The following is a 15,034-nucleotide window of genomic DNA, read 5'->3' as shown; positions in this document are numbered from 1 at the left end:
TCGGTGAAGCGTCAACTCCGTTCAGCGACCACCCTAAAAAAGTGGCGTGGTGAGGAATCGCCGTCCGTTTTACGGCGGCGAGGATGTCAAATCTGATAATCCATGACGAAAACCACCTTACCCCCCCGTGCGTTGGCACTTAAGGCAGCGGTCATCTTCTTCGGATAGGGAAGATTGAGATTATTCATTAACTGAATAAAATCCTGGCGATTGCGGCCGGCGAAACGGGGATTCCAGCGCTTTTCCTCACCGATCGAGGAGACCGTTCTTCCCAGATAATCGTGACAGGGATAGACCAGCGTATCATCAGGGAGGGTGAACAACTTCTCCGTTACCGTCTTGTATAACACCTCCGGCGAACCGTTCTGAAAATCGGTACGACCGCAACCGCGAATTAAAAGTGCATCCCCCGTTAATAGGCGTTTTTCATCGATGAGATAGGCCATATGACTATCGGTGTGGCCCGGAGTGGCGATCGCTTTTAGCTGCTGACCTGCCACGATCCAGAGGTCGCCATCGCGTACATAACCATCGATATCGCTCACTTCGGCGTTTTCGGGAACGAGGATCGAACAGTTGGTTAACTCCCGTAAGCGGTGCGCGCCGGTGATATGGTCGGCGTGGACATGGGTTTCCATGGTGTAGCCTAGGTTTAACCCCAACTGCCAAAGAATTTGCCGATCGCGATCAACCTGTTCCAGGACCGGATCGATTAAAATCGCCTCCCCCGTACCCGAATCAGCGATCAGATAGGTGTAGGTACTCGATTCCCTATCGAAAAGCTGGCGGAAAATCGGCGCTGCCGGCTGGAATGCGATCGAGTAGGCTGCGGGGAGAGAAGTTCTCTCTTTGAGCGATCGCAACAACTCCCGGGCCAGTTCGGCCGCCTGTAAACGCAGTTCGGGAATAGCGGTGGTTTCCCAGAGATCGCCTTTGCGGGGATTTCCCAAGGTGTACAGCGTGTCCCATGCCGTACCGTCTGGCCTGAGAATCGCCCCGTTGTCCGCAGTTTCGATGCCACAACCTAGGGGATGGGGACGGATTAACCCCCGTTGGCGAAGATGAACGACGAGGGGATCGGTTATGGTCGCGTAATCGTTACCCGCGCCGGTACAGTTAATGATTCGATCGATCGGTAGGTTTAACAGGTTTCCCGTTCCCCGTTGACGGATAGTAACCTCTACACAGCCGTTTTTAACCTCAGCACTTTCAATTCTTCCCCCATGATAGGTTAATTGTCCCGATTCTACGGCCTCGTCGAGGATACCGGCGATCTCGTCGGCGAGGCGATGGCGAAGAACCTCCCAATAGGCTTTCAGGTGGCGTAGAAATCTGGCGCGTTCCGCTATCGGCAGACAATGCCATAGACCTTGAGATATCGGGCGTAAGGCGTTTAAAACGGCGCGCCAGTCGTGACCTCGACTCTTTGCGGTTTTTACCTCCGCGCGAATTCGCCGTAGGAGTCCCCGCGTGGTCTGGGGCGCGGTTTCGAGGGTGAGGAACGGGGGATAGGGATCGGTGGGGCGGTGCGTTCGGGGGATCAGGCCATGACGGGAAACCGCGTGGATTTTGCCCGTGAATCCCCTTTGTGCCAGGGAAACCACCATATCCACCATCGTTAACCCCGTACCGACGATCAAGATCGTCCCGTCGGGTTTTAGCTCGGTGAGTGTGTCCGTCTCCCAAGCGTCGCGGAGATAGAGGGAATTGAGAGACGCGAGGGGTTGGGGAACCGTTGCGGGAAAATTGCCCAGCGCCAGAACTACTTTAGCGGCGCTGATTTTCTTGCCTCCTTTTAGGGTAATCGTCGCCTTTTCCCCGTCGAGTACCAGATCGATCGCCGCATCGGTAAATGTTTCCAGACGGTGATCGGCAATGGCGTTTTCCCGCGCTTCTTCTAGGATCGATCGGATGTATTTGCCGTACACTAGACGCGGTACGAAGCTGGCCGGATCGATCGATCGATAGCCGTTATCCGCTAACCAGTGGAGGAAATGTTCGGGATCGTCCTCGAAGGCACTCATTTTGCCCGCAGGAATATTGAGCAGGTGGCCGCTGTCTCGCGTTCCGTAGGCGATCCCCGTACCGAGGGGTTTTCGGTGATCGATCAGGGCGATCGATAATGGAGTCCCCGTGTCGCGTAATAGGTTCGCCGTCACGAGGGAACCACTAAATCCTCCCCCGATAATGGCGATGTCGAAAGTTGAAGAAAATTGATTCCGGTCAATGTAGCTCATAGATAAGGGGTATGGTAAGGGTTAAAGAGTTAGTATTACTTGGTCTAGCTAAAAGATAATTTTTAGGCATTATTATTTAATACATTAAAAATAAACGATAGGATTTGCTGTCAATTAAGATATAAATCCCTAGAACAATATAGATAAAAGGACTAATTTTATGTCCGTAGTTTGTAACCACTTTAGCTATCCTGGGATGGGTAATCAAAAAATAGGCTAGGGCGCACCAAATCCCCATCATGAGATAAAAAATTATCATGATAATTAAGACGTGCATCGGGGAATTATTGGCAAAAAGAGAGGTATAGATACCAATATTATCACCACCATTAGCCACAGTCACGGCAGCAACGTAATAGGTTTGGGAGGGAAAACGAGGAACAAAGGAGCGATTTCTAGAAGAATTAACATCTTCTCTTACTTCTTGAATGTAATCCTCATTTTCCCTTGACAAAAGTTGTTTAATGCCGATAATTAGAGGAATAAATCCTAATAGACCAATCCATTCTTTAGAAACCAGTAACCCAAATAGTAAACCGAGGGAACTAGCTAGGAGAATGAGGGTAAAACCGAGGTATTGACCAATAATCAGGTGTCGAGGTCGAAAATTAGCATTAAGTCGCGAGAAAAACAACATTAGCACCATCAGATCATCAAGATTTGTGGCTACAAAACTCGTCACGCTAGTAATTAAAAGGGTTACTAACCAATTCATAGATTGAAAAAAGAGATAATCCTTCCCATTCTAAATGTCATAGTGCCAGATTTCCTCCTCTCGTAAAAGAAGACGATGGACAGGAAGACGTTCCACGGACCCCTGTTGTTCAAGATGATTAAGTGCGCGGGTAATAGTGACTCTAGTAGTTCCTAATAAGTCAGCGATATCCTGATGAGTTAGACGCACATCAATTAATTGTCCGGTACCGGTTTGTTTGCCAAATTGATTGCCTAACCATGCCAGTAATTTCAAGACCATAATATCAGTACGTTTGTAGCTACGAATAATACTTAGTTCTTGTGCTTGCTGAAGATGAGACAGCAGAATTTCTGCCATTTGATAACTCTCAACTGTGGAAAAGGAAACTGCTTGTACAGGACTAATGCACTCAACTTGATAGGGATTGACTCTCTCTAGGGTTTTACCGACAAAACTGCCAGGTCCCCACAATCCCAAGACGATCAGGGTTCCATCTTCTAACCAAGTGGAGGTTTTCACGACTCCACTCTCGATTTTCCAGAAATTAGGATTTCTGAGGGGCAAAATTGCCCGATTATCAAAGTGCCAGCGATGGGGGGTTGGTGGTTGATAGGTAAGCGTCATGATTGATAATTAATTTTGATTAGGTACTTAGGGTCTGCTGAAAAAGTTTTTCGGTGGGGGTAGGGTGTGGGGTGTGGGGTAAAAGTCCCGGAATTTTCCCCCGATCACTCCCAGAACTGGTACTTTTTGATTGACAAAAAGTCTAAAAGTCTTACCCAACAAGGTTTTTAGCTTTATTCAGCAAACCCTACTTAGTCAGTCAAAAGCACGAGGCTGTCGGGAAAAGGGCTTTTTAGACAAGTTAAGGGTTTTTTGAGAATTTTGGGGTAAAAACGATAATTACCCCAAAAAAGACTGATTTTATGCCCTTGCAAGCCCTATTTATTTCGGGGTGTTAGTCTTCTCCAGTTCCGTCGTGGCCGAGGAGATCAGTTCTTGCCAAGCTCGATCGCTTTCCTGTAGAGTCTGTTTAACCGCGTCGATGGTCTTTTCCACGCGAGTTTTCAGGAAAGGGGAAGCACTGTCTTTGAGTCGTTCGGTGTCGTCGGCTAAGATATCGATCGTCTCGGAGGTATTAACGAGGCTCTTTTCTAGGGTAATAAGGTTGTTTTGCAGGGTTTCACTGAGTTTAGCCCCGGATTTGGTCAATTTTTTCGTCAATTTACTCACTTTTTCCCCTAGATCGTCAATATTATCCGCTAAGTCCTCTAGGTTGTCCTGTTGAGCTTCGATAATCTTCTTGTCGAGAGAAGGAGCGGCTAGTTGAGCATTTAGGTCATCGATAGCCGATTTTGCGGCTTGGATGGCTTTTTCATAGGCAATTTGGGCATCTTCGAGAATTTTTGGGCTAGAAACCTCATTCTTTTTCTTAACTGGTTCCACCACGGTGCCACCCGTTGCCGTGGCACGGTCGATGACGGCTAACTGTTCGGGGAGTAGGGGCAAGGCGATCGCATTTACTCTTCCCCCTAGGAGCAAAGTGACAGTTAAGAGGAAAATCAGCAGCCAGAAAACTTGATTTTTGAGGCTTTGAAAGCTCTTATTTCGGTTGATCATGATTTGATTTTCTCCTGTTCGGAAAATTGGTTAGTCTATCTGGATTTTATCATATCAAATTTTTATTTAACAAGAAATTTTATAAATAATTTATTGTATTTTTTGCCAATAAATTGCAGGCAAAAATATAATCTTTTTGAGCCAAAAGCTAGTAAAGAAAAGCTTTTGCTCTCTCAAAGAAAATTAATTTTTATCAGTTTTTTTATTAATGAGGTGCTGAACTATCCGATGAGTCTATTTCTTGATTAATCGGGGATATTTTCTTACGACCTTTAATATATTTGCCTAAAGATTTATTTTTCTTAAGTCGTTTAATGCCACTTAAAGTGCACAGAGAGAATAGAGTTCCCACCAGAACCATCTGCCATAAACCGCAACCAGAAGCCGCGCCTAATCCTGCAGCTAACCAGATAGTCGCCGCCGAAGTCAAACCTTTTACTTGTACCTTATTTAGTTCCCGATGGGATTGTTGTAGGATGATTCCCGCCCCTAAAAAACCGACACCAGAAGCGACCCCTTGAATAGTGCGACTGAGAGCATTAGAAGACGCATAACCCACATCACCCTCTGCTTGTAGGGGAATCATCACGAACAGGGCAGCCCCGAGACTAACGATGATAAAAGTTCTCAATCCGGCGGGACGACCGCCTCGCTGTCGGTTATAACCAATCAGACAGCCGACGGCCATAGCCATACTCAGCCGAAAAATAATCGTTTGCCAATCTTCCGAGTCAAAAAACATTGCTTAACCCATCAAATGAGATAAAAACTTCGCCTAACCAATCAAGGCCTTTTCCAGATCCCGCTTTAAATCGTTCCTATTCTCGATCCCGATCGATAATCGTAGTAAAGCCGGTGTTATACCTCGTTTTAAGCGTTCTTTTTCTGGCATTGCTGCGTGAGTCATCAAAGAGGGATAACAGACCAAAGACTGTCCTAGGGACTTGCGCTTTGATAATGTACCATTTAGGGCTTGTCTGATTCTTCTACAGAGCGATTATCTGGCTGGGATATTATTCCTACGCAAGTCCCCTATTAGTCGATATCTTCGAGGTCTTTAAACAGGGCCGTGCTGAGGTAACGTTCCCCGAAACTAGGCTGAATCATGACGATTAATTTATCTTCGTTTTCGGGTCTTTTGCCCACCTGAATCGCCGCCCATAAAGCGGCCCCGGCCGAGATGCCGGATAGTAATCCTTCCTGACGAGCTAACCGTCGCGCGTAGGCAAAAGCCTCCGTATCATCGACGATAATCACCTCATCGATTAATTCGGGGCGGAAAATTGCTGGAATAAAACCGGCACCGATGCCTTGGATTTTGTGCGGACCGGGTTGTCCTCCCGATAAGACGGGACTATTAGAGGGTTCAACTGCGATCGCTTGAAATTGGGGACGACGGGGTTTAATGGTTTCGGCAATACCGGTAATGGTTCCCCCGGTTCCCACGCCACCAATAACCATATCCACCAGTCCATCGGTATCGGCCCAGATTTCTTCGGCGGTGGTTTCCCGGTGAATTTTCGGGTTGGCCGGGTTGCGGAACTGTTGCAAACTATAGGCGTTGGGGGTATTTTCGACTATTTCCTCGGCCCGGGCGATCGCTCCTTTCATGCCTTGGCTACCCGGGGTTAACTCTAATTGCGCCCCGTAAGCTTTTAACATTGCCCGTCGTTCTAAACTCATGGTTTCAGGCATAGTCAGGACTAGGCGATAGCCTTTGGCCGCCGCTACCATGGCCAGAGCGATGCCGGTATTGCCGGAAGTTGGTTCCACCAGAATTGTTTTATCGGGGTGAATTAGTCCGGCGGCTTCAGCGTCCTCCACCATACTGACACCAATGCGATCTTTAACCGAGGCGGCCGGGTTCATGCTTTCCAGTTTGACCACGATGCGGGCTTTTACTCCCTCTGCCACTGGGATGCGATTCAGTTGGACTAGGGGAGTCCGTCCTACCAATTGGGTGATGTCTCTTGCGATCGGCATAATCCCACTTGCTTTATACTTGTTGGCTATTTTGATTATATATGTATTTAAAATGTTTTGCAATACTTTTGAGTTAGAGTAGGTGGGTTACGGCAAATACCTAGGGTTGGCTGATGAGCTTCGCCGAACGTCCGAACGTCCTGAAAATGGATAAAACCCCACACCCCACACCCTAACCCCACCAACAAACTTTTTGCCGCAAACCCTAAGTAGATATTCATACACAGCAACAATAGAACTAACTGTAACTTAGCTAAATGGATTGAAAAGCAAAATCTCGCAGCCTTCAAAGTCACGAATATTGTGCGTTACTAAAGTCAGTTTATGAATTTTAGCTGTTGCGGAAATTAGCATATCAGCTTCAGAACGAGTTTTGCCTTGAGTTCTTAATTTTACTCGTATTTCACCTGCATATAAAGCAATTTCAAAACTAATTGGTAAGTACCGCGCGCAAAATTAATTACTCATTTCCCTGTAAAGCTAAAATCGCTGTATTTTTTACTTGAGTCAACGTGAAAAAACTGTCCTAACTTTACAGCTTGTTTTTCTGTTATTATTTGTTTGCCAATAAGAATATCAGAAACTATTGTTCTTGAACCTAGTATATCTGATAAATCTTTTTCTTGTAAGTTGTTAGCTTCCATGAGTTCCCAGAGTATTGAATGGGGTTCTGATTCTTCAATGGGATAATTCTCTTGTTCGTATTTTTCGATTAAAGTCAAGAGTAAATTTAACAAGGTGGTTTCTTCTAGACTTCGATTTTCTCGATGAGATAAGGCTTCAGCTAGGGTAATAGCCTGTTCGTTTTCTGCATCGTTTTCTATCACTTTTGGTAGATACTCGGCTAGTAACCTTCCGTAGGTATCACAGTCCAAAGTAAGGGTCATTTTTCCACTCATCTTTGTCATACTCCGCGTGAGTCAAAATGTACTTGATGTAAATTACTTGGTCTTTGTAAACGATATCTACAATTAGACGATAGCGATTACCTTTGATATTAAAGACCGTGAAATTACCAACTGCTTCTGCTTGAGAATACACAGCTTGAACTTCAGCCAGGTTTTTCCACTCTGCTTTACTAGCAATTTTATACCAAGTATTAATGGCATTGGCAGCATCAGCGTGTTTTCCAGAAAATCGCCGCAGTTTTTTACGGCTGATGATGTGCATATTCTTATTGATTTAGAATAGCTCTTGTATTCTAGTTTATCATAGCCTTACTTGCGCGACCAACCCGAAAACCAGTGCCACAAGCGACGCAACCATCATTTTAACTCCTCCCAGTTTGTCGCTGTTGGGAGAAGATAGTCAGCAAGTTACCTACATCCTCAGCCAGAGCGCTCGCGTATTCTGGATGTGCGAAACCATCCCCAAAACGGGAGGAATACTTAGCAAAGGCAAAGGAATATGTGCGTGAGGTGGGGGAGGATGCTTGGGAACAGCTGCAACAGACTCAGGGGGTCGAGCTTTCGTGATCAAAAAATTAGCTCAACCTAGCCCGATCTAGGTTAGAATAGTGGTAGGCGAGAAGTCAGAGATAAGGCTAACGGCATTAGTTCCTGTCCTTCGCCACTAAAACTTAGTATGGGGTATTGGTAAATGAGTTTTGACGACTTAATTCAAGAATTAGACTATTTAATCAAAGAATTCGCTGAAATTGATGCCATTAAAGATCCTCTAAACAAACAATATATACTTGAGAGCCTCTCAAAAAAAAGCAAGATAGGAAACGAAGCCTATACTAAGTTATTCAATATATATCAGGCGAAAAAGAAAGAGGATAAATGGATCGGTTGCTGGTACACCGCTCCCTGGGCATATCTTGAAAAAGGGATCGAATGGGTGGCTGTAAGGCTGAATGAAATGGACATATTCAAGATCATTCAGCAAATCGGCAACATAACAATAGTCTTTTCTGTTGCTTCGTTGATTTGGAGTGTAATCCCTAACAAAAATCAGGAAATCGAAGAAGCTTGGAAGGTAGTAGAATCACAAGATAATATACGTAAAACTAAGTGGATTGCCCTTGAAAAACTTAATAAATATGGACAGTCATTAGAGTATCTAGATTTGTCGAAAAAAGACCAAAACAGATATGGAGCTTATTTGAACTAGATTAATTTGAAAGGAGCCAATCTATATCGTGCATCTCTCATAAGAGCATTAGTTAAGGAAGCGAATCTTGAAGGAGCTAATCTTCAGAGATCTGAACTTACAGGGGTTGTCTTTGCGAACACTAACCTCAGCAGAGCGCAACTTCAAGAAGCGGATATTGAACAGGCCGTTTTCGATCAAGCCAATATCAAAGAAGCTGACTTTAGAAGAGCTAAAAACCTAAATCCACAACAAATTATATCTGCGTGTTTTTGGGAACAGGCAATATTCGACGAGGAGTTCCAAAAAAGACTAAATAAGTACATAGAGGAAAAACGAAAGAATTCACCATCTGTCACAACTGTTGACTGTAGCAGATGGCAGTAGAAAAACTGAACATACAGTTTTTGTAGGATCATAATTTGGTCAATCAATAGCAGGTAGCAAATCGGGTAAGTATCAGAGACAACTATCATTTCGCTCTGAGTTCTTTAAGAGTTTGCAGATCGCGTTCTAGTTCAGTTTCATCATAATTAAGATAGACTCCCATCCGCTTTAAGAAAGCATGAGTTTCTAAGCGAGAAGGTAATTGAAGGATTCGTCGCACTTCAGCCGTACTCACTGCACCAGAACGGTAAGCATCAGCAATAACTACTTCCAGCAGTTTATGAGCCAGAGCATCTCCTGTTTGACCTAATCTCTGGGCAATTTCGTCGGGAATATCAACAGTGATTTGCATAAAATTATTGGGGCAGCCACCAGTTAGTTCTATCATAGGTGAAATAGAGAGGGATAATTTAACCCCTCTCGTTGCTCTTGACACTGCCTTCCCGCAGATTTCTTAATAACGTCAATACCCTGCTCATTAGTAGGCACAAACACTGGCATCTTGCAGGTAAAGCACTCCGTCAGATTTCAACCACTGACAAACTTGACTTCAGATCGCTTTTTCCGGCCCAGTAGCGACGGGCAGCTCCGTGGTACTGTACTCTGTCCAAGAACCCTCATAAATTCGCACCTTGGGATAACCGAGCAGATGTTTGAGGACAATGTACTGTAAAGTCGCTTCCCGTCCCGTACTGCAACTGACAATAATATTATCGGAGGGCTTGATGTTGCGTTGGGCAAGAATCTTGCTGATTTCGTCTAAAGATTTCAATTTATGGGGATTTTTCAGGGATTCATCCGGATTATTTGCTTCCGTAAAAGTCGGCCAGGGTATATTTTTCGCCCCGGGAATATGACCATTTCTCAGCCAGATATCCTGTTTCCCCTGAAAAAGTTCTTCGGGTCTGGGATCGATAAAAACCACATCCGGTTTGCCGATCAATTTCTCTACTTCTGCTAAAGTCACCCGAATCGAGGGATTATCACGGACAGTAAAGCTTCCGGGTTGATATTTAGGGAATTCTTTAGTTACCTTCTGTTCAGAACCCTTATAGCCCTTAAAACCCCCATCTAAGACGGCCACATCTCGGAAACCCGATCGCTCTAGTAAATAGGCGACCATGGTTGCCCCCAAGACATCGCGACCATCGGAATATACTACCACTCGATCGCCATTAGTGATTCCCGCGGCGGCAAAGAGACTGCCAATTTTATCCTCTTGCCAATATTGAACCGGTAAAAATCCGTTTGGACCACGAAAATTATTGTCGGCTATATTCACCGCTTTCGGTAAATGACCGGTGATATATTCCAAAGGATTAATCCGCACATCGAGAATTTTTAACTTCGGATCGTTGAGATTTTGTGCTACCCAAACCGGCGATACAAAGTCTATCTTGGTCTCAGATTTCGACGTGGCCATCAGGGGCGATGACGGTGCTAAGGTAAAGGTTAAAATGCACAGAAGAACTAAAGTGAGAAAAGTAAGGGGACGGCTTTGAAACCGTCCTAGGAATAGACCTTTCCCTTGGCGCAGTTTTGGTTTCATGATTCAGTGTCAGCGACGAATATCAAACGATAATTACTATAGGGCTTTGATTAGCTTTATCCAAAAATTTAGGTATAACGTGATATTTTTCTTGGCAGCAAGTCGGTCAACTAATTATTAATTTATCCTTGTTTGTTGATCGCCTTGGGTGTCTTTAATAACTGTCGCCACCAGATATGAACTAGGAGAGACCAAGCGATCGCTAAAAGCCAAGCGGCAAGGATATCACTAGGAAAGTGAACCCCTAAATAAAGACGAGTCCAAGCAATAACCAAGACGAAGGGAATCCCCAGTAAAACTACCCCTAAAAACCAGCGCGTTCTCCAAGATAGGATCAGTAAAGAAACGACTAACAGGGAACTAAATAAAGCATGGCCACTAGGGAAGGAGAAATCGTGGGGTAAGGGATAAAATAACTCCCAAAATTGCGGGCGATTCCGACGAAAAAGCATCTTGAGGTTATAACTAATAGCCCAACCTCCCGCCATGGTTACAAGGATATAAGCGAACCCATACCAGTATTTTTTTAGGGCAAAAATCAGCAGTAAAATTGTCAGTATCGGGGCCACTCCCCAATAAGTACCTAATCCCGTTAGTTTTATCGCCAAAAAATTTAGGTTTAAATTAGCGGTTTGATGAATAGATAGCATCAGGGATTTTTCCCAAGCAAATCCTTGGGGATACTGGCCAATAGCGATCGCTAAATACGTAAAAGTTAGCGATGTTAACAAGATAACCAAGAAAATTAAGCTATTGTTTAAGTAAGTTTTTGGAATCACGGGGAAAAAGTGGCGATCGAGGATAACAGGGGCATTTCTAAAACCTGAAAATGCAGCAAAGCTAGGATTACTAAAGTATAAACTGTCGAGGAAAGTAATCCATTTCTCAATTCTTTTTGCCAATTGCGTTCTTCTTTCTCTCCACCGATTAATTCTTTCGTCCCGAATTGCATTAGCAGAATTCCCACAAGATTAGATAACCAATAACCAACCATGGCCGCCGGTAGAAAAAAATCGGCGTGCAAGCAAGCAATTAAACGACCGAAACCGTAGGCGATCGGCAGATTAAAAATTAGATCGTTCCACCAACACAGGGGCGATAATAAGTAACCGATCAATACCAAGGTTCCGTTTTTGATTTTGTCAAGTAGATACATCTTTTTTTTTAGCTACTAACTATCAGCTTTGTTTTTTTTGCCATCAGCAATCAACTATCTCTGCCATTACTTTTGAAAAATGTTGTTAGCCACTTTTCTAGTTATAATCACAGTTATCTAAGTAGGTAGGTGTTATGTCAGACACCCCCCTTATTAAGGGGGGATCAAAGACAACATCTATCTTTTATTTAATTCCACCCACTTACTGATCTAGCTGACGGCTGACGGATCAAGACTAATTAACGCTGAATTTGGTCAAAAATCGCCCCATCAGCGAAGAATTTTTTCTGGATCGCCTCCCAGCTACCGATCGCCGTATAGGGGAACAGATTCGACACTTTTGGGTATTGTTTACTAAACTCTTTAGCCACATTAGCATTAACCGGGCGGAAACCCACCTTGGCGAATTCCCGCTGCGCTTCCGGAGTAAAGAGAAATTGGGCAAAAGCCGTCGCTACTTCCCGGGTTTTGCGTTTATCAACTATTTTATCCACTACGGCCACGGGCGGATCGATCGAAACATTGACTGGAGGAATAGTATAGGAAAAACCGGTTTCTCCTTTTTGACGGGCCAGAATCACCTCGTTTTCGTAGTTAAGCAGCACATCCCCCTGATCCTGTTTAAAGAAGACATCGCTGGCTTCCCGGGCATCTTTGGGTAGTACAGGAACGTTTTTATAGACATTGCGGACGAAATTGGTCGCTTGTGCTTCACTGCCGCCAGTTCGAGTTACCGATCCCCACAAGGCCAGAAAATTCCACCGGGCCACCCCAGAGGTTTTCGGGTTGGCAGTGATGACTTTAATCCCCGATTTGGCTAGATCCGGCCAGTTGCGGATTGCTTTCGGATTGCCCTGACGAGTAACTAAAGCTACCACGGAACGAGTGGCGATGCCGTTATTGGGGAGTTCTTTCTGCCAACCGGGGTTAACTAAACCCGCTTTTTGCAAGCGTTCCACATCGGAACCGATAGCCAAATTTACCACATCTGCATCTAATCCGTCGATAATAGCGCGGGTTTGAGAACCAGAGCCGCCATAACTCTGTTTAATCACCACATCCTGTTTTTTCTCTCTTTTCCATTTGTTGACGAATAGAGGAATAATTTTCGAGTAGGCCGATTGAGTCACCGCGTAGGAAACCAGGGTGATTTCCACGGTTTGTTGTTTAGCTTGCTGTTTATCCGCACCTGCCAGCAGATTACTCGATGCCGATAGGGGACTAGAAGCTAGTCCGATTCCCGTTGTGACGACGGCAGCCGTAGCTAGAGAAATAAAAGGTAATAGGGTTTTCGGTTTTGGGGATCTAGGATCAGGGATCACGATGTCATCGGCTCCTTTGTTTATTTATGGGAGATTGCTAGGTATTTTCTCTGAAATTGTATTCTATACGAAATAAAAAACAATTTCAATACATCGAAGAAAAAATTATACTGTCTGGGTTAGATGCAAATAAATCAAGCTATTAATGGCTTGATTAGCTGAAAAAACTGTAAATATTCGATTTATATGGCTTAAATGTTCCTTTAAATTCGCCTGAAGCCTCTTTATGCTTGCAAAATAGAGATTTTATCGTTTTTATGGAGAAGAAAGAATTTTTTAGCGATCAAAAACCTCTGCCTAGGTGGCTTCATCGGTGAAGTTAGCGGACCTTAGCAACTATTACCCTAAAATTGAAGCGGTCTAACGACCCGCATCACCTGGCGGCTTTAACGCTGGGATCGGTTTCGAGGGATTCTAAAAGTTGGATTGCCGCCGCTCCGTATCTTTGCTTAGAAAGTGCATTACCTATTTCTAGCAAGATACCTTCAGTTGTTACTAGACGGGTTTTGTTAGTCTTAATTTGATTAGCAAGCTGAACAGCCCGTGGATGATTTCGATCGGTGACGGAAGATAACGCGATCGCAAAAGATGTATCTAAAAAAACTTCAGTCATTAAATCTATTGGTAGAACAGTAGGACTTGCATTAGGGAACGCACCCTACAGCTACAGCGATAGCTTGTGTATGTATGTTAAAATGTCTGTTATTCGAATCCAGAGGCTGAAGCCATGAGTAATAAAGAAGCAGTTATTGAGCTTGTTAAACGTCTCCCTGAGGACATTTCTTTGATAGAGATCGCTGAGCAAGTCAGGTTTATTGCCGCTATTCAAGAGGGATTTGAAGCAATTGACTTGGGTAAGGGTCTGCCAGTGGAAACGGTTGAAAAAATGATGGAATCATGGACTACAAAGTAATTCTTTCGCCCCAGGCTATTCGTGATTTAGAAACTATCGTCCGCTATGTGGCAATTACGAATCCTGAATTAGCGAAAAAATTAGGTCAACAATTACTCGATAAAACTAAAGACTTAGGTTTTTTTCCTTTTCGAGGTCGAGTAGTTCCAGAATTTAATGATGTTAACATCCGTCAATTAATTCTTAGACCCTATCGTATTATTTATCGTGTTGAAGAACCGATTCACCAGGTTAGCGTCGCTAGATTTTGGCACAGAGCTAGAGGTTTTTTAGAATAGAGTTTTGCCATTTGTTTAACCCGATCGCCCTTCAAATCACAAATAATAGGACAGCGTTTATTGACCTCGCCCTGGCTTACAGTCGGCAAAACTTAATGCCTCTGTGTCTAAAAAACTGGCGATCGCCATCTCAATAATCGCTTCAACGGGATAATCAATTTCAGTAGCGCGAGCAATCAAAGCATCCTGTATCCAGTCTGGTAAGCGTCTTAAAATAATTTCTGCATCAGTGGACGAGATTTGCTCTGAAAGTTTCGCTTGCATGGGTTAGGACTCCATAGGAATTTGAACATTATAGGGTGGCTCAGTCGCCCTCAAAATGATCGCCTCTAGTTCTAATAGTAGCGCAGGGTTTTTCGAGTAAGCTATTGTCTGCACTGCTATGCGTACATCTTCGCTGTTGTATTGATCCAGCCAAGCCCACAAAAAAGCCTTGTGTCCACCTTTAAAATGACCTCGTAAACTTTTGGTTTTACCAATGTAAAGCAATCCCTGATATCTATGCCTGACTGCGTAAATGCCAGGACAATCAGGAATGTCGCTAAAATCCTGGCTCAAGGGTTGGCATTGCTCAAAGGGAGTAAACGCAATTGCATCCAAGACGCTTCTTGCTTGGTTTTGTATTTCAGAGTTGTTCGTTGACACGGAAGGTAGATTGTCGGTTGTCGAACTGATCATGCCACAGAAAAAGATGCTTTACATTTCATTAACGCACCCTACTGGACTGTTTCAGCTAATTTGGTGTATTAGAAAAATGCTATAAATTCTATAATCTAAGACTTTAAGCCGAAATCTATT

At 44.2% G+C, this 15,034-nt stretch carries 22 protein-coding genes and 1 pseudogene; 4 read left to right on the top strand and 19 right to left on the bottom strand.

Features of this window, described 5'->3' with window-relative positions; translation table 11 throughout:
• Nucleotides 1-86 precede the first annotated feature (86 nt).
• From BGL89_RS07515 to BGL89_RS07465, 11 genes and pseudogenes are all read right to left on the bottom strand, one after another.
• Nucleotides 87-794, bottom strand: a complete 708-nt coding sequence (locus tag BGL89_RS07515; RefSeq protein ID WP_286825178.1) for an MBL fold metallo-hydrolase — start codon at nt 792-794, stop codon at nt 87-89.
• Nucleotides 795-1,757: 963 nt separating this feature from the next.
• A pseudogene (locus BGL89_RS07510) lies at nt 1,758-2,237 on the bottom strand (FAD/NAD(P)-binding protein); the annotation flags it as partial.
• 76 nt (nt 2,238-2,313) lie between these two features.
• A complete protein-coding gene (locus BGL89_RS07505; protein ID WP_286825175.1) occupies nt 2,314-2,952 on the bottom strand; it encodes a cadmium resistance transporter in 639 nt (212 codons plus the stop codon).
• A 30-nt stretch (nt 2,953-2,982) separates the two neighbouring features.
• On the bottom strand, nt 2,983-3,558 hold the full coding sequence (locus tag BGL89_RS07500) for a Crp/Fnr family transcriptional regulator (protein WP_286825173.1): 576 nt from the start codon (nt 3,556-3,558) through the stop codon (nt 2,983-2,985).
• Between the two features lie 321 nt (nt 3,559-3,879).
• Nucleotides 3,880-4,554 carry a hypothetical protein gene (locus tag BGL89_RS07495; protein WP_286825172.1) on the bottom strand — a complete coding sequence of 225 codons (675 nt, stop codon included), beginning with the start codon at nt 4,552-4,554 and terminating at the stop codon, nt 3,880-3,882.
• Nucleotides 4,555-4,759: 205 nt separating this feature from the next.
• Entirely contained in the window at nt 4,760-5,296 is a 537-nt protein-coding gene (locus BGL89_RS07490) for an MgtC/SapB family protein (protein ID WP_286825171.1), read from the bottom strand.
• A gap of 33 nt (nt 5,297-5,329) precedes the next feature.
• Nucleotides 5,330-5,536 (bottom strand): PLP-dependent transferase, encoded by a 207-nt coding sequence (locus BGL89_RS07485; protein ID WP_286825176.1) that lies wholly within the window; start codon nt 5,534-5,536, stop codon nt 5,330-5,332.
• A gap of 53 nt (nt 5,537-5,589) precedes the next feature.
• The gene (cysK, locus tag BGL89_RS07480) at nt 5,590-6,537 is read right to left on the bottom strand and encodes a cysteine synthase A (RefSeq protein ID WP_286825170.1); all 948 of its coding nucleotides are present in this window, start codon (nt 6,535-6,537) and stop codon (nt 5,590-5,592) included.
• Between the two features lie 249 nt (nt 6,538-6,786).
• Nucleotides 6,787-6,972 (bottom strand): PIN domain-containing protein, encoded by a 186-nt coding sequence (locus BGL89_RS07475; RefSeq protein WP_158202452.1) that lies wholly within the window; start codon nt 6,970-6,972, stop codon nt 6,787-6,789.
• A 29-nt stretch (nt 6,973-7,001) separates the two neighbouring features.
• Nucleotides 7,002-7,436 (bottom strand): helix-turn-helix domain-containing protein, encoded by a 435-nt coding sequence (locus tag BGL89_RS07470; RefSeq protein ID WP_286825169.1) that lies wholly within the window; start codon nt 7,434-7,436, stop codon nt 7,002-7,004.
• Nucleotides 7,402-7,707 (bottom strand): type II toxin-antitoxin system HigB family toxin, encoded by a 306-nt coding sequence (locus BGL89_RS07465; RefSeq protein WP_158200136.1) that lies wholly within the window; start codon nt 7,705-7,707, stop codon nt 7,402-7,404. Before BGL89_RS07465 ends, BGL89_RS07470 begins: the two co-directional genes overlap by 35 nt.
• Before the next feature lie 429 nt (nt 7,708-8,136).
• On the opposite strand from BGL89_RS07465, the gene BGL89_RS07460 reads away from it, so the two are divergent.
• Both BGL89_RS07460 and BGL89_RS07455 read left to right on the top strand, forming a co-directional pair.
• Nucleotides 8,137-8,652, top strand: a complete 516-nt coding sequence (locus tag BGL89_RS07460; RefSeq protein ID WP_286825168.1) for a hypothetical protein — start codon at nt 8,137-8,139, stop codon at nt 8,650-8,652.
• Nucleotides 8,653-8,658: 6 nt separating this feature from the next.
• Nucleotides 8,659-9,018 carry a pentapeptide repeat-containing protein gene (locus tag BGL89_RS07455; RefSeq protein ID WP_286825167.1) on the top strand — a complete coding sequence of 120 codons (360 nt, stop codon included), beginning with the start codon at nt 8,659-8,661 and terminating at the stop codon, nt 9,016-9,018.
• 85 nt (nt 9,019-9,103) lie between these two features.
• On the opposite strand, the gene BGL89_RS07450 is transcribed toward BGL89_RS07455, so the two are convergent.
• The 6 genes from BGL89_RS07450 to BGL89_RS07425 form a co-directional block, all read right to left on the bottom strand.
• A complete protein-coding gene (locus BGL89_RS07450; RefSeq protein WP_286825165.1) occupies nt 9,104-9,406 on the bottom strand; it encodes a UPF0175 family protein in 303 nt (100 codons plus the stop codon).
• A 162-nt stretch (nt 9,407-9,568) separates the two neighbouring features.
• Complete coding sequence (locus BGL89_RS07445) at nt 9,569-10,567, bottom strand: sulfurtransferase (RefSeq protein ID WP_286825163.1); 999 nt, start codon at nt 10,565-10,567, stop codon at nt 9,569-9,571.
• A gap of 122 nt (nt 10,568-10,689) precedes the next feature.
• Entirely contained in the window at nt 10,690-11,346 is a 657-nt protein-coding gene (locus tag BGL89_RS07440) for a phosphatase PAP2 family protein (protein ID WP_286825162.1), read from the bottom strand.
• The gene (locus tag BGL89_RS07435) at nt 11,343-11,723 is read right to left on the bottom strand and encodes a DUF7980 family protein (protein ID WP_002779112.1); all 381 of its coding nucleotides are present in this window, start codon (nt 11,721-11,723) and stop codon (nt 11,343-11,345) included. The genes BGL89_RS07440 and BGL89_RS07435 overlap by 4 nt, the downstream gene beginning before the upstream one ends.
• A 239-nt stretch (nt 11,724-11,962) precedes the next feature.
• Nucleotides 11,963-13,045: a sulfate ABC transporter substrate-binding protein gene (locus BGL89_RS07430; protein WP_286825160.1), complete on the bottom strand. Its 1,083-nt coding sequence runs from the start codon at nt 13,043-13,045 to the stop codon at nt 11,963-11,965.
• Between the two features lie 373 nt (nt 13,046-13,418).
• Nucleotides 13,419-13,658 carry a type II toxin-antitoxin system VapC family toxin gene (locus BGL89_RS07425; protein ID WP_286825159.1) on the bottom strand — a complete coding sequence of 80 codons (240 nt, stop codon included), beginning with the start codon at nt 13,656-13,658 and terminating at the stop codon, nt 13,419-13,421.
• A 114-nt stretch (nt 13,659-13,772) separates the two neighbouring features.
• Here BGL89_RS07425 and BGL89_RS07420 point away from each other — a divergent pair, with 114 nt between their 5' ends.
• Nucleotides 13,773-13,958 carry a hypothetical protein gene (locus BGL89_RS07420; RefSeq protein ID WP_286825158.1) on the top strand — a complete coding sequence of 62 codons (186 nt, stop codon included), beginning with the start codon at nt 13,773-13,775 and terminating at the stop codon, nt 13,956-13,958.
• Entirely contained in the window at nt 13,943-14,236 is a 294-nt protein-coding gene (locus BGL89_RS07415; RefSeq protein WP_286825145.1) for a type II toxin-antitoxin system RelE/ParE family toxin, read from the top strand. Before BGL89_RS07420 ends, BGL89_RS07415 begins: the two co-directional genes overlap by 16 nt.
• A gap of 57 nt (nt 14,237-14,293) precedes the next feature.
• Here the strand turns inward: BGL89_RS07415 and BGL89_RS07410 are convergent, their stop codons facing one another.
• Nucleotides 14,294-14,500, bottom strand: coding sequence for a hypothetical protein (locus BGL89_RS07410; RefSeq protein WP_147070942.1), 207 nt, complete (start codon nt 14,498-14,500; stop codon nt 14,294-14,296).
• Between the two features lie 3 nt (nt 14,501-14,503).
• Nucleotides 14,504-14,836 carry a GIY-YIG nuclease family protein gene (locus BGL89_RS07405; RefSeq protein ID WP_286825144.1) on the bottom strand — a complete coding sequence of 111 codons (333 nt, stop codon included), beginning with the start codon at nt 14,834-14,836 and terminating at the stop codon, nt 14,504-14,506.
• Nucleotides 14,837-15,034: the final 198 nt, after the last annotated feature.

It is taken from the genome of Microcystis sp. LSC13-02, from assembly GCA_002282935.1.
Lineage (GTDB): Bacteria > Cyanobacteriota > Cyanobacteriia > Cyanobacteriales > Microcystaceae > Microcystis.
The sequence above is the reverse complement of the archived record's forward strand: the minus strand, read 5'-3'. Positions and strand labels throughout refer to the sequence as shown.

What these genes read in the sequence shown, in the direction of transcription:
- BGL89_RS07445 (WP_286825163.1), bottom strand. Translation starts at nt 10,567, where the DNA reads ATGAAACCAAAACTGCGCCAAGGGAAAGGTCTATTCCTAGGACGGTTT.
- BGL89_RS07505 (WP_286825175.1), bottom strand. Translation starts at nt 2,952, where the DNA reads ATGAATTGGTTAGTAACCCTTTTAATTACTAGCGTGACGAGTTTTGTA.
- BGL89_RS07415 (WP_286825145.1), top strand. Translation starts at nt 13,943, where the DNA reads ATGGACTACAAAGTAATTCTTTCGCCCCAGGCTATTCGTGATTTAGAA.
- BGL89_RS07500 (WP_286825173.1), bottom strand. Translation starts at nt 3,558, where the DNA reads ATGACGCTTACCTATCAACCACCAACCCCCCATCGCTGGCACTTTGAT.
- BGL89_RS07465 (WP_158200136.1), bottom strand. Translation starts at nt 7,707, where the DNA reads ATGCACATCATCAGCCGTAAAAAACTGCGGCGATTTTCTGGAAAACAC.
- BGL89_RS07425 (WP_286825159.1), bottom strand. Translation starts at nt 13,658, where the DNA reads ATGACTGAAGTTTTTTTAGATACATCTTTTGCGATCGCGTTATCTTCC.
- BGL89_RS07420 (WP_286825158.1), top strand. Translation starts at nt 13,773, where the DNA reads ATGAGTAATAAAGAAGCAGTTATTGAGCTTGTTAAACGTCTCCCTGAG.
- BGL89_RS07460 (WP_286825168.1), top strand. Translation starts at nt 8,137, where the DNA reads ATGAGTTTTGACGACTTAATTCAAGAATTAGACTATTTAATCAAAGAA.
- BGL89_RS07410 (WP_147070942.1), bottom strand. Translation starts at nt 14,500, where the DNA reads ATGCAAGCGAAACTTTCAGAGCAAATCTCGTCCACTGATGCAGAAATT.
- BGL89_RS07435 (WP_002779112.1), bottom strand. Translation starts at nt 11,723, where the DNA reads ATGTATCTACTTGACAAAATCAAAAACGGAACCTTGGTATTGATCGGT.
- cysK (WP_286825170.1), bottom strand. Translation starts at nt 6,537, where the DNA reads ATGCCGATCGCAAGAGACATCACCCAATTGGTAGGACGGACTCCCCTA.
- BGL89_RS07490 (WP_286825171.1), bottom strand. Translation starts at nt 5,296, where the DNA reads ATGTTTTTTGACTCGGAAGATTGGCAAACGATTATTTTTCGGCTGAGT.
- BGL89_RS07450 (WP_286825165.1), bottom strand. Translation starts at nt 9,406, where the DNA reads ATGATAGAACTAACTGGTGGCTGCCCCAATAATTTTATGCAAATCACT.
- BGL89_RS07470 (WP_286825169.1), bottom strand. Translation starts at nt 7,436, where the DNA reads ATGAGTGGAAAAATGACCCTTACTTTGGACTGTGATACCTACGGAAGG.
- BGL89_RS07495 (WP_286825172.1), bottom strand. Translation starts at nt 4,554, where the DNA reads ATGATCAACCGAAATAAGAGCTTTCAAAGCCTCAAAAATCAAGTTTTC.